5 protein-coding genes and 1 pseudogene are annotated in these 14,133 nt (G+C 61.0%); all 6 read left to right on the forward strand.

Features of this window, described 5'->3' with window-relative positions; genetic code table 11:
- Positions 1 to 1,456, forward strand: a pseudogene (locus FJ398_18670) (AAA family ATPase).
- Between the two features lie 223 nt (positions 1,457 to 1,679).
- Complete coding sequence (locus FJ398_18675) at positions 1,680 to 5,531, forward strand: hypothetical protein (protein MBM3839951.1); 3,852 nt, start codon at positions 1,680 to 1,682, stop codon at positions 5,529 to 5,531.
- The gene (locus FJ398_18680; GenBank protein MBM3839952.1) at positions 5,531 to 7,930 is read left to right on the forward strand and encodes a hypothetical protein; all 2,400 of its coding nucleotides are present in this window, start codon (positions 5,531 to 5,533) and stop codon (positions 7,928 to 7,930) included. The genes FJ398_18675 and FJ398_18680 overlap by 1 nt, the downstream gene beginning before the upstream one ends.
- Before the next feature lie 155 nt (positions 7,931 to 8,085).
- A complete protein-coding gene (locus tag FJ398_18685; GenBank protein ID MBM3839953.1) occupies positions 8,086 to 9,075 on the forward strand; it encodes a hypothetical protein in 990 nt (329 codons plus the stop codon).
- A 130-nt stretch (positions 9,076 to 9,205) separates the two neighbouring features.
- Positions 9,206 to 11,461 (forward strand): hypothetical protein, encoded by a 2,256-nt coding sequence (locus tag FJ398_18690; protein MBM3839954.1) that lies wholly within the window; start codon positions 9,206 to 9,208, stop codon positions 11,459 to 11,461.
- 659 nt (positions 11,462 to 12,120) lie between these two features.
- Positions 12,121 to 13,488, forward strand: coding sequence for a hypothetical protein (locus FJ398_18695; protein MBM3839955.1), 1,368 nt, complete (start codon positions 12,121 to 12,123; stop codon positions 13,486 to 13,488).
- The last annotated feature ends 645 nt before the right edge of the window (positions 13,489 to 14,133 follow it).

A 14,133-nucleotide genomic window follows, 5' to 3' on the forward strand; every position in this document is an offset into this window, starting at 1 on the left:
CGCGCAGCGGCGCGAGAAGAAACTTTTTGAATGGAGTTGCAGCGCGGGCATTGTGCCTGCGGGCACTTCCATTCAAGTCGCCAAACATCGCACGGCCGCCACCAAGGACCCTCTGGCCGCCCTGGATCACGTGATCGACCTGGTGGAGCCGGCCATCTTTCTCTTCAAAGATTTCCACTCCTTCCTGAGGAAAGGGAACCCTGCGATCATTCGCAAACTCCGCGAGATCGCGCAGCACCTCAAGAACAGCCACAAAACCATCGTGCTCGTCTCGCCAGTGGTGGAAATTCCAGTCGAGTTGGAAAAGGAAATCACCCTGCTCAATTTCCCTCTTCCGGATCGCGACGACCTTCGCGCGTTGCTCGACCGGATTGTCGCCGAGGTGAAACCCCACGCCAGCGTCCGCGTCGATCTGGACGAACCCAGCCGCGAACGCCTGCTCTAGGCTGCGCTCGGCCTCACGCTGAACGAAGCGGAAAACGTGTTCGCCCGCATCCTCGTCCAGGAAGGGCGTCTCAGCGGAGAGCACGTCGCCGAAGTTTTGTCCGAGAAACAGCAGATCGTGCGCAAGAGCGGGTTGCTGGAATATTACGCGGCTGCGGAAACGTTCTCCGATGTCGGCGGGCTGGGGGTGTTGAAATCCTGGCTGCAAAAGCGAGCCCTGGCCTTCAGCGACGAGGCCAAAGCCTTCGGTTTGCCGGCGCCCAAAGGCATTTTTCTCCTGGGCGTGCAAGGTTGTGGGAAGAGCCTTTGCGCCAAAGCGGTCGCGTCGCTCTGGCAACTGCCGCTCCTGCGGTTCGACATGGGACGCATGTTAGGCAGTCTGGTGGGATCGTCGGAAGAAAACGTCCGGCGCGCGGTCGCCGTGGCGGAATCGGTCGCGCCTTCCATTCTGTGGGTCGATGAGATCGACAAAGCGTTGTCCGGTTTTCAGGGATCAGGAATCACCGACGCCGGGACGACGGCGCGCGTGTTTGGCACTTTTCTGACCTGGCTTTCGGAGAAGACGGCGCCGGTGTTCGTCGTGGCTACGGCGAACGACGTTTCCCAGCTCCCGCCCGAACTGGTGCGCAAAGGCCGCTTCGATGAATTGTTCTTCGTCGATCTGCCGTCCGGGCAGGAGCGGCAGGAGATTTTTGCGATTCATTTGCGGAAACGGAAGCGCGACTCGAAAGACTTCGACCTCGGCGCGTTGGCTGCCGCGAGCCAGAACCACAGCGGCGCGGAAATCGAACAGGCCGTGATCAGTGGGTTGTACGACGCATTTTCCGACCGCTGCGAACTGAGCACACAGCATCTCTTGCGGGCTCTCGAATGCGCCGTTCCGCTGGCTGCGACTTTGGACGAGCAGATCAGCGCCTTGCGCAGTTGGGCGGACGGCCGGGCCCGCAACGCGAGCGGGCTCCGGCGGAGCGTCTCCATCTGTGGCAGGGTAACCACGGATGGACACGGATAGACACGGATGTGAATGCGTTCCTATCCGTGTGAATCCGTGTGATCCGTGCCTAAATTTCAAATCTCTTTGGCTAGGATTAAGAGCAAGTTGCCTGATGACAGCCTTCGGCCTGCTTCCTTCGTAACCTTGCTCGGGCGGACTCGTCATAGGAAAGCGTTAACTGGTTTGCATTTTGCTTCGGGGAGTGTAAGAGAACAGTGACGTTCACTCGTCCAACGAGACTATGACTGACGCGACGCTCAAAGCCCAACTCCAACCCATCGCGGACTCGTATCGCCGCTTCCAACTCTGGCGCGGCCTGACCCTTTGCTGGGCCTGGGCTGCCGCGGCGTGCGGGCTCCTGTTGGTGCTGTACGCTGCGACGCGCTTGTGGTTTCCCGTCGCGACGCCTTTGCTTTTGGGGGCCACGCTCGTTGTGGCCGCCGTCGTGTGGGCGCGCTCCCGCCGGCTCGCGCCGGCTTACCGCTGGATGGCCCGGCAAATCGAACAACAGAATCCCCGGCTGAACACCGTCCTGCTGGCGGCGGTCGAGCAACAGCCGGATTCGGCCACGGGCGACTTCAATTACCTCCAGCAACGCGTCATTCTGGAGGCGCTGGAAGAGAACCAGAAGCAGCCCTGGCTCCAAAGACAACTGGAGCGGGCTTTCTTCGCGCAATGCACGCAATTCGCGACGCTCACCTTGTTCCTTGGCTTGCTCGCCACCATGCTGCTGGTCACGCCGAAAGGCTGGACCTTCGTGGTCAGCGGCAATGAAGTGGCCGTGACGCCCGGGGACACCAGCCTCGAGCGCGGCAGCAGTCTGGTGGTGTTAGTGCGGTTCAAGGGCAAAGTTCCCGCCGAAGCCGCGTTGGTCGTCGATTCCTCGGCCGACACGCAACGCCGAATTCCGCTGGCTAAGAATCTGGATGATCCCGTCTTTGGCGGCACCATTCCGGAGATCAAGTCGGACGCGGGTTACTACGTCGAGTTCGGTTCCGAACGGACGGCCCGGTTCAAGGTTTCGGTTTTTGATTATCCTGAGTTAAAGCGCTCCGACGCGAACCTGACGTATCCCGAATACACCGGGCTGACTGCCAAACGGATTGAAGACACGCGCCGGGTCAGCGCCGTGGAAGGCACGAAGGTCGATTTCACCTTTGAGATGAACAAGCCGGTGAAGTCCGCCACACTGGTCGCCCGCGACAAGACCACCCTCCCGCTCGTGCCGAACCCTGCGCGATCCCATCTTTATTCGATGAACATTACCCTGGAGGAGAACAAGACCTTCGAGCTCCGCCTGGTCGATGCCGAGGGCCGGACCAACAAAATGCCGGCCGACATCGTCATGGACGTTCTGCCGAACCGCACTCCGGAATTGAAGATTGCCTTCCCGCGCCAGGACATGCGGGTCTCGCCACTGGAAGAGTTGCGGTTTCAAGCCACGGCCTCGGATGACTTCGGCTTGAAGGGCTACGGCCTGGCTTACACGACGGCTGGCCAGGAAACGAAATTCGTCTCGCTGGGTCAAACCGCGAGCGGAAATGAAAAGAAGGAATTCGGCCACCTGGTGGCGCTGGAAGATCTCTCCGCCAAACCGGACGAACTCATCACTTATTACGTTTGGGCCGACGACCTTGGCGCCGACGGCCAGGTGCGGCGCACGGCGAGCGACATGTTTTTCGCCGAGGTCCGCCATTTCGAGGAGATCTTCCGCGAAGGCCAGCAACAGGCCGGCGGCGCTTCCCAGCAGCAACAGCAAGGTCAGCGCAGCCAATCCGAACGGCTGGCAGAACTGCAAAAACAGATCGTCAACGCGACCTGGAACCTCCAGCGCAAAGAGATCAAATCCAAGCCGTCGGCCGGCTACAAAAAGGACGCTGCCGTGGTGCAGCAATCCCAGAAGCAGGCCCTGGATCAAGCCAAGGAATTGCAGGCCAACTCCGAGAATCCCCAGGTCAAGCCGTTGGTCGATTCCGTCGTCAAGGAGATGGAGAAAGCCTTGAGCCACTTGACCGAAGCGGCCGATCAAAACAGCGTCAAACCGCTTCCGCCCGCCGTGGCGGCCGAGCAAGCGGCTTATCAAGCGCTGCTCAAACTTCAGGCCCGCGAGTTCCAGGTTTCGCGCGGTGGCCGGGGCGGAGGAGGAGGAGGAGGGGGCGGACGGATGCAGCAACAGTTGGATCAGTTGGACTTGAAGCAAACGGAAAACCGCTACGAAACGCAACGGCAAGCGAGCCTTCAAAACCAAACCCCCGAACAACGCGAACAGCTCCAGTTTTTGAACCGGCTGAAGGAACTCGCCCGCCGCCAGTCCGATCTGAATCGCCGGCTGCAAGAACTTCAGACCGCCTTGCAAGAGGCCAAGACCGAAGCCGAAAAGGAAGCCGTCCGGCGGCAGCTCAAACGGCTCCGCGAGGAAGAGCAAGAGATGCTCGATGACGTGGATGAGCTTCGCCAGCGCATGGACCGCGCGCAGAACCAGAGCCAGGTCGCGGAGGCGCGGCAGCAGTTGGATCAAACCCGCAACGACATTCGCAAGACCGCGCAGGAGTTGGAGAAGGAGGCGGTGTCCCAGGCGCTCGCCTCCGGCACTCGCGCCCAGCGCGACCTCCAACAGCTTCAGGACGATTTCCGCAAGAAGACCTCCAATCAGTTCGCGGAAGAGATGCGGCAAATGCGCACGGAAGCCCGCCAGCTTGCGCAACGCGAAGCCGATCTCGCCAAGAAGATGGAAGACATCGCCAGCGCGCGGCGCAAAACGTTGAGCGATACGACCGAGCGAAATCAAGTGGCGGAACAACTGGCGCAACAGAAGTCCGGCATGACCAATCTGCTCAACGATGTCCGCCGCGTCACGGAACAATCCGAGGCCGCCGAGCCGCTCCTTTCAAAGCAGCTTTATGATACGTATCGCCGGACCGACCAGGCCAAAGCAAACCAAGCTCTGGATATGGCCGGCGAGCTGTTGCGCCGCGGGTTTGTCCCGCAAGCGACGGAAGCTGAGAAACCTGCCGGAACAGTGGTCAATCAACTCAAACAAGGCGTCGAGCGCGCGGCGGAAAGCATCCTGGGCGACGAAGCCGAAGCGCTCCGGCTGGCCCGCAGCGAATTGGATGATTTGACCCGGCAAATTGAAGACGAGATGGCCCAGGCGAATCAGCAAGCCGGCCAAACGCCCGGAGAACCGGGACAGAACGCAAACCAGTCAGGTTCCCAGAACGGCCAGCGTGGAGAACGCCGGAACCAACCGGGGCAAGGCGGCCAGCAGGGTGAGCAAAACCAGGGTCAGCCCGGCGAGCGCAACAACCAGCTACAAGCCTCCGGTGAGAGCGGCAATCAGCAGGAGCAGCTAGCGCAGAACTCCTCACAGGGCCAGCGCGGTGGCCAACGCGGAGGCCAGGGTCAACGCGGCGAGCAAGGCCAGCAGGGCAATCGGGGCCAACGCGGCCAGGGTCAGCAAAATCAATCGGATTCCAGCCAGCAAGCGAGCGCAAACCAGGGGCAAAACGGCCAGAGCGGCCAGGCGGGACAGGGCAATCAAGGACAAGAAGGGCAGCAAGGCCAACAAGGGCAAGGCGGTCGCGGCAGAGGCGAAGGCCAGCGCGGGGCCGGGCAACGGCAAGCCTTGACTGCCGGAGAACCCACTCGGCAGGGCGGAACTCCAGGCCAGAGAGGCGGATCCCGAGCGGGCGGTGGGGGCGGCGGCGGCGGCGAACAGACCGATGAAGTGCTTCGCCAATTTGGCGGTTGGACGGGCCCGTTGACCGGCGCAGAATACACTCAGTGGTCGGATCGGCTGCGCAACGTCGAAGAAATGGTGGACATTCCCGAACTGCGCAATCAGCTCGCCCAGGTGCTCGACCGAGCGCGAGGCATTCGCGCCGATGTGAAACGTCAGAGCAAGGACCCGCAATGGGATCTGGTTAAAGCAGAAATTGTCACGCCCCTGGTGGAGGTTCGCCAGCGCATCAGCGAAGAGCTGGCGCGCCGCGAATCGAGCGATCCGCTCGTTCCGATCGATCGCGATCCGGTTCCGAAAAAATATTCAGATCTGGTCCGGCGTTATTATGAGACGCTTGGTAAGAGCGAGTAATGGAGATCGCCGCGATATTGTTCTCCGGACGTGAGTGGCTGCTGCCGGCGGCCGGCTTTGTCGTCGTCTCTTTGCTTTTTCTCTGGTGGAGTTACCGCCAGGCCACGGCGAATCGCAACGTTCGTTTCTTCTGCGTCCTTCTCAAGACCCTGGGCATCCTGGCGCTCGCGCTTTGCCTGCTGGAGCCGTTGTGGAGCGGAAAGCGCGCGCGGCCCGGCGCCAACATCTTTGTCGTCCTGGCCGACAACAGCCAGGGAATGCAAATCAAGGATCGCGGCGAGGCCCAGACGCGCGGCGAACAACTCCGCAAGCTGGTGACCGATGATCAGGCCGAATGGCAGTTCCGGCTGAACCAGGACTTCGACGTCCGCCACTACCTGTTCGATTCCCGTTTGCAGCCGAGCAAAGACTTTGGCGACCTGACGTTCGACGGACGTTCCACCTCGCTGGCCATGGCGCTGCGGACGTTGACGGAGCGATTTCGGGGGCGGCCCTTGGCGGGGATTCTTTTGCTCAGCGACGGCAACGCGACGGACGTCGGCTCCGGGCTGCCGGATCTTTCCGGCGTTCCGCCGGTTTATCCCGTGGTCATGGGCAAGGACAATCCGTCGCGCGACCTGTCCCTGCAAACCGTCACCGTCAATCAGACTTCGTTTGAGGACGCGCCGGTGACGATTCAAGGAACGCTGGCCTCGGCTGGCTACACGGGCACGAACGTCGTGGCGCAATTATTTGACGCGAGCGGCAAGAAGGTCGAAGAGCAGAGTGACAAAATCCGCGGCGAAGCCGAACCCACTGGGTTCCACTTCCAGATCAAACCGGAGAAGACCGGCATTTCGTTTTTCCAATTGCGCGTGTCCGCCCGCGACGAATTGAGTCAATTTGCTCATCCGGAAAATGCGGCGGAAGCCACGCTGGCGAACAACAGCCGCATGCTGGTGGTGGATCGCGGGTCTGGGCCGTATCGGATTCTTTACGTGAGCGGGCGGCCGAACTGGGAGTTCAAGTTCCTGAACCGCGCCCTGGCTGAAGATGCGCAAATCCAGCTCCTCGCGTTGATTCGGCTGGCCAAGCGCGAACCGAAGTTCGATTTTCGCGGGCGCACGGGCGAGTCGAGCAATCCGCTGTTCCGCGGCTTCGACAAAACCTCCGAGGAAACCGAGCGCTACGACCAGCCGGTCCTGGTCCGGTTTGGCGTTCGGGACGAAAGCGAACTGCGCGGCGGATTCCCCAAAACGCCCGACGACCTCTTCGGGTATCACGCGGTCATCCTGGACGACCTGGAGGCGGAGTTTTTCACCAGCCAGCAGATGAGCTTGCTCCAAAAATTCGTCTCCGAACGCGGCGGCGGCTTTCTGATGCTGGGTGGGCAAGAATCGTTTCATGAAGGCAAATTCGACCGCACGCCGATTGGAGACATGCTGCCGGTTTATCTGGACCGCGTCCCGGCGCAGCGCGTCGCCAGGCAATATCACCTGGACCTGACGCGCGAAGGCTGGCTTCAGCCATGGACCCGCTTGCGCAGCACGGAAACCGACGAACGCGCGCGCCTCCAGACCATGCCGCCGTTCGAAGTGCTCAACCTGGCCCGCGACGTCAAACCGGGCGCCAGTGTCATCGCGACCGTCGGAGACGATCGGGCCGGGCGATTTCCCGCCCTGGTTGTGCAACGCTTCGGACATGGCCGAGTCGCCGCCATGATGGTGGGCGATCTCTGGCGCTGGGGTTTCCGCAGCGAAAGCAATCAGCGCGATCTCGCCAAGAGTTGGCGGCAACTGACGCGGTGGCTCATTGCCGATGTCCCGGCGCCCATGCAACTCGAAGTCCGCCCGAACAACGACGCCAATCAGTCCGTGCAACTCCAGGTTCGCGTGCGCGACAAGAAATTCCAGCCGCTGGACAACGCGTCGGTCAGGCTGGAAATCCGGTCCGCCGCCGCGCGTTTTGCGGCGTCCACTCGCAGGCCGGACGGCGAATCGTCCACGAATGACAACCGGGTCCGCATTCCGGCGGAGCCGGCCCTGACGGAAGCGGGTCTTTTCCAGGCGACCTACATCCCGCGCGAAACTGGCGCGTATCACGCCGTGGCCATCGTTCGGGATGATTCGGGCTTGGAAATTGGCCGCGCGGAAGCGGGTTGGACGGCTGATCCCGCCGCCGAAGAATTTCGCTCGCTCAAACCGAATCGCGCCTTGCTCGAAAAGATCGCGCAGCAAACCAAAGGCGAAGTGATATCTCCAGCGCGATTGAACGAGTTTGCTCAAAGCCTCCCGAATCGCGTCGTTCCCATCATGGAGAACTGGACGTTCCCGCTGTGGGACACCGCCGCTATGTTCCTGTTTGCCTTGACGTGTTTCATCGCCGAATGGGGCCTTAGGCGGTTGAAAGGTTTGGCATGAGCGCGCGTTCCCCCTCGCCCCGGCCCTCTCTCTCAGGGGTAGGGCAGACATCTTGTCTGCCGGTTAGCGGGGCGTCCTTGCCCTGTTGTTCGGGCGGCAGGATGCCGCCCGAACTGGCAGGCTGGAAGCCTGCCCTACATGCCTTGTTCGTGGCGATGTGGATCGCGTTCCTTGTCTCCAACGCCATCGTGGTCCGATCTGACTCGCCGGGTTCGCAAACAAATTCTCAACCCACGGTGATTCTGGTCGTGGGCGCGCCAGGAGAAGAAGAGTACGGCCAGCATTTCGCGCAATGGGCCAAGACTTGGGAACAGGTGTGCCAGGAAGCTCAGGCAAAAACCTTTGTTCTGGGCCTGGAGAAGAGCGAGACCACGGACCACGACCTGTTGAAGAAGATTCTCGAAGAAACTCCGAAGGAATCGCTCGCCGATTTATGGCTCGTGCTCCTGGGCCACGGGACCTTCGACGGGAAAGAAAGCAAATTCAACTTGCGCGGCCCGGACCTCTCCGCCGCTGAATGCGCCGAATGGCTGAAACCGTTCCAACGGCCGATCGTGGTGATCAACTGCGCCTCGTCCAGCGGTCCTTATCTGAATCAACTGGCCGGTCTGCTCCGCGTGGTCATCACGTCCACGCGGAGCGGTTTCGAGCAGAATTACTCGCGCTTTGGCGAGTTCATGGCCAAGGCCATCTCCGATCCGGAATCGGACCTGGACAAGGACGGCCAAACATCCGTTCTCGAAGCGTACCTCACCGCCTCAAAGGGCGTGGCCGATTTCTACAAGAGCGAAGGACGGCTCGCGACCGAACATGCGTTGCTCGACGACAACGGCGATGGCAAAGGCACGCCGGCGGACTGGTTCCGGGGGATTCGCGCCACGAAGAAGGCTGCTGAAGGCGCCTCGATCGATGGCTTGCGCGCCCATCAGATTCATCTCGTGCGTAGCAAACAAGAACGCGAACTGTCTCCGGAGGTGCGCGCCCAGCGCGACAAGATCGAATTGGAAATCGCCAGGCTGCGCGACCTCAAAGAAAAACTGTCCGAAGAAGATTACTACCGCCAGCTTGAGCCGTTGCTGATCAACTTGGCGCTGCTCTACGAAAAAGGGGCAGGCAAGGAGTCCGTTAAGGCGACACAACGTTAGCCGGGTGAAAAGGGTTAAATGAGTTGAATGAGTTAAATCAGTTGAATGGTGGAGGAATTCTTTGGCCCAAGGGCCTGAGAGCTATGCCGTGAGATGCCACCCTTTAACCGATTTAACCATTTAACGAAGCATGAATGCACTTCGCCTTGGGCGTCTTTGGAGCTTGCTCGCCTCCGCGCTTCCTCTTGCCGCGGCCAGCATGAACGAAATGGATCATGGCGCCTTTGTTTCATGGACCATCCGTGGCGAGGGCCAGCCGGTCACGTACAAGGGCATCGCCGTCCGCCTGGGCGCAGTCGCGGCAATCTGCTTTGACTCGGAGTTGCTCCGTGTCTCTGCGGCGTGGTCGGGCGGTTTTCTCAAATGGTATCCGGAGCGCGACGGACTGGAGCGCAATCCAACGATTCAGGGACGGATTCACTTTCGAAACGCCGCCGCACCGGGTTGGTCCACGAGCGGGAGTTTCGCGGATCCGCGTTCTGAATCTCAAGGTCCGCTCCCGGAAAGCGCCGGGCGCTATCGAGGCTTGTTTGTGCACGGCGAATCCGTCGTGCTCGCCTATACCGTTGGCGGCTGCGAGGTGCTTGAAAGTCCAGGTCTGGCTGAGATCGGCGCGGAGCGCTTCTTCGTTCGGGCCTTGAATCTGGGCAAGACGCCGGAGCGGTTGACGGTGCGGTTGCTGGCCGTGCCAGGCCGCGCGGCCCGTCTTCAAGGAAACCGGTCAGGCCTCGCGCAGGGAGTTCTCCAGGTCAAATCTGAGGAGGAGACACGGTTCATCGGCTTCAAGGGCCTGCCGCCGGGCGCGGAATGGAAAATCCTGGAGGGCCATCTTTGTCTCAGTCTCCCGCCATTGACGGAGCCTGCGCGCCTGCAAATCTTCCTCGGTGACGAGCCAGGCATCCAGGTCAGAGAAATGGAGACCCGGTTGCGCGCGCATCTCCAGCGCGAAGCTGAGCCCAAGGATTTGGCGGCGCTTTGCCGCGGCGGTCCGGCGCGCTGGGGCGAACTCATCGCCACGCAAGCCAGGCCGGGCCGCGAGGACTATGGCCTGGCCGTGGATACGCTGACGGTCCCTCGGCAGAATCCCTGGAAATCCTGGCTGCGGTTTGGCGGCCTGGATTTCCTCTCGCCGGATCGGGCTTTACTCGGTTCGGTCAGTGGCGACGTCTGGCTCGTGTCCGGATTGGAGAACGCTTCGGGCGAGTTGCGCTGGAAACGTTTTGCGACCGGACTTTACCAGCCGCTCGGCGTGAAGATCGTGAAAGGACAGATCTTCGTGCTGGGCCGCGACCAGGTGACGCGGCTGCACGATTTGAACGGAGACGATGAAGCCGACCACTACGAGAACTTCAACAACGAGGCCTTGGTGGGCGAGAATTTCCACAGCTTCATGCTCAACTTGGAAACGGATTCGCGCGGCAACTTCTATTTCGCTCAGGGCGCGCCGTGGCCGCCGGAAATCCAAACGCGACACCAAGGGCTCCTGTTCCAGCTTTCCCCGGACGGACGCAGCTTGCGACCGTTCGCCGACGGCCTGCGCGGTCCTAACGGCCTCGTCATTGGCCCGGATGACCGGATGATTTACACCGACAACGAAGGCCACTGGCTGCCGACCTGTTCCGTGCAATGGGTGCGGGAAGGCGGGTTCCACGGCATGAAACCCACCGCGCATTTGCACCCCGATATACCGCCCGATTTCGAGAAACCGATCTGCTGGATTCCGCACGACATCGACAATTCGCCGGGCAGTCCGGTCTGGATTCAAAGTCCGCGCTGGGGTCCATTGGATGGCCGGCTGCTCTTGACGTCTTATGGAAAGGCGAACCTCTCGATCCTTTCGGTGGAGAACGTGGGAGGCGTGTTGCAGGGCGGGACGGTCCGCCTGCCCATGAGGTTTGCTTCCGGGTTGATTCGCGCGCGGATGAATCCGCACGACCAGCACCTTTACGTCTGCGGCATGAGTGTCTGGCAGACGGCGGGAGTTGAGCCGGGCGGATTTTATCGCGTGCGCTATACGGGCCGGCCGCTGCACACACTCCTGGAATCGCGCGTCCGGCCCAACGGGATCGAACTTCTTTTCAGCGATCCGCTCGATCCCAAGGAGGCTGGCGATCCGCAAAACTACAGCATCGAACAATGGAACTACCGGTGGATCGCCCGCTACGGTTCGCCTCATTACTCCGTGAAGAATCCGGACGTTGAAGGGCACGATGCAGTGCCCGTCGAGGCGGCTCGCTTGTCGGGAGACGGCCGCGCGCTCTTTCTTCAGACGCCGGCGCTGCAGCCGGTCATGCAAATGAAGATCGCCTGGAACATTCGCGCCGCGGATGGCACCCCGATCCGCCAGGAATTCTACCAGACCATCAACGCGGCGCCGAAGCCATAACGCTCTGGCTTGGCCCTTGATCTGCTAAAGGAAATTGGGAGGTTTGCTGACTGTTTGGTAGAGTGCTGCCCGTCCCGCTCGGGACGGGCTTTCTTTTGCAGCCGAACCTTCTAATTCTTAACTCCTCCTGTTAAAAGAAAACCCACGGTCGTGAGATATTCCCCAAACTGGGTTTCGTTGTTGGGAAGTTAGGCCCGATCTAAATCTTCGACCGCATCCAAACCTATTCTTCGCGAAATCAGAATGGCCACGGCAAGCAATTTCGGTCGGTGACGCGTGATAGGCACGAATGATTCAAAAACCGAGATCAAGGAGCGCGGGCAGCTTGCCCGCGAGTGCATCTACAAGTTGTCGGCTCCATGAAGACCCTGGCTGGGTGGAGCGGGCTACCAGCCCGCCTCGCGCGGCAACCTGCCGCGTGAAAGGTCGCGGGTAATTCCTTGCGATCCGTCCAGGACTGATCCGCGACCGTTCCGTCCGGCTGGTAGCCGGACGGAACAGGCAAGTTGCCTGTGCCACCGACAACAGTGGATGCACCGCTTGCCCGCGAGTTTTTCAGAAACTCGCAATACCACCGCGCGGGCAAGCTGCCCTCGCTCCTACTTGAATCAGTCGTTCGTGACAGGGGAGGCGCTGGCTGGTCCAATTGATTCGAGACCATGGCGACGCATGCCGCCTGGCTCAAACGCAAAGTTTGCATGAATTCCGAAATCAATTCCCGATCCTCCAGGCGACGGCTTCGGACATTTTGGTTGGCCCTCGCGATCATTGTTTTGGGCGTCGCCGTTTCTGGCCTCTGGCAAAACCGCAAGGCTGACCGCCAGTTGGACGCGATTCGAAACGCCGGATATCCCGTGACCCTGGCTGAGTTGAATGAGTGGTATGCCTTCCCTGCCGGTGAAAACGCGGCCTTCAAAATCCTTGAAGCCGTCTCGCAACTTTCCGCGCCGGTCGGATCCTATAACGGAGAGACGCCGCTGGCGCCCGAAATCCGCGACGAGATGCAACGGTTCTGGACGAATAACCAGGCCGCCTTCGCCCTCGCCCACCACGCGGCCGGCATCAAAGAGTGCCGTTTCCTGGTTGATCTCAATCAGGGCGCGAACGTCCTTTTGCCGCATTTGTCCCAAATCAAACAGCTCGTGCAGCAGTTGCGGAACGTCGCGATCCTGCACTCGGAGGAAGGGAGGCTGGAACTCGCGCTCCAATCCTACCGCGACGCGCTGGCCATCGCTCAGTCGCTCGGACCGGAGCCGCTGCTCATTTCCCAGTTGGTGCGTATCGCGTGCGTGATGATTGCCCAATCTGGTCTGGAAAAAATACTGGCCCGGCACGAATTGACCGAAGCTCAGATCGACGCGCTCTCCGCTGCGTTGCGCGACGCCGAGTCCCGGGGGCGGCCCGCCTTTACCCGTTCTTTGGCCGGGGAACGATGCCTGGCGATCCACGCCTTTCGCATGCCCCCGACGCAGTTCATTCGCCTGATGGACCCGAACGCGGGCCGCGGGCCGACGCTCGGCTTCTCGGCGCTGTATGCCGTGACAAAAATCACCGGCTTGCGGAGCCGCGACTTTTCTTTCTACCGGCTGATGATGCAAGAATGGATTGCCTGCTCGGAACTCCCTTTCCCCACAGCTTTGGAAAAAACCAAGGAGACCGACCTTCGTTTGGCTGCAGGCTTGCAGGGATTTTCCCGATTTCTTCGCCCGCTCTCAGGAATGCTGCTTCCGGCGTTGCAGAAGGCGCTGGCGAAGGAGGCGGCTTGTTCGGCTTCGATCCGCTGCGCGCAAACCGCCCTGGCTGTCGAAAGGCACCGTTTGCAGAACCAGGGACAGCTCCCCGAATCCCTCGACGCGCTCGTTCCACAACTGATCGCGAGCGTCCCGCAAGATCCCTTCGACGGCCGGCCGCTCCGCTACAAAATGCTGGAAAAGGGCTATGTCGTGTACAGCGTCGGCAGCAACGGCAAGGACGACGATGCCGTGACCCAAGGTTCTCTGGACATCGCCTTCCGCGTCGAACGCTGAACAGGATCTGAACGGGCGGTAGGGCGAGTCCGTCCCGGCGAGCCGCTCTACGTGCCTGGAACACGTCCGGAGCGGCTCGCTGGGGACAGGCTCGCCCTACCGTCCTGTTTCATGGGAAGCTCGCATGGCCTCCGAGCCATGCGCCGGATCCATGACCAGCTCTCCGTTGCCTCCGTTTCCTCCTGTTAGAAACAACTCCTGTCAACCTTATGCTTCCCCGCCTTCGGACTCGAAAAAGCGAAAATCGGTGGAGTGCCCGCGACCACCCTGGCAGTAAATGTCCAACCGTAATCGGGGAGCACACGCGCGTCGCGTGTTTCGGCCGGCCCCTCGCCGGTCGAAAGAGCGTCGCACGGGTGCCGTCTGTGACGAGTCTTTCGACCGTTGCTCTGTGGTTGGCGATGGCGCCAACCACAGCACGCGGGGCGCGTGCGCTTCCCCGGCGGAAGCTGCGGATCAGAACGCAGCTTTCTTTGTGTCAAAAACCGTTTTACTCTTGTCTCAAGCGTTATGTCTCTAGTGATGTGTCTCACAAATGGCTGGAGTTATGCCGCAAGGGATTTTGGCCTCCCGCGAGGCGCGAGCGACGCGCATACCCCTGGTGGGTCTGTAAGGCGCGAGCAACGAAGCGGGAGGCCAAAAGAC

The organism is Verrucomicrobiota bacterium, from assembly GCA_016871535.1.
In the GTDB taxonomy this organism is placed as follows: Bacteria; Verrucomicrobiota; Verrucomicrobiia; order Limisphaerales; family SIBE01; genus VHCZ01.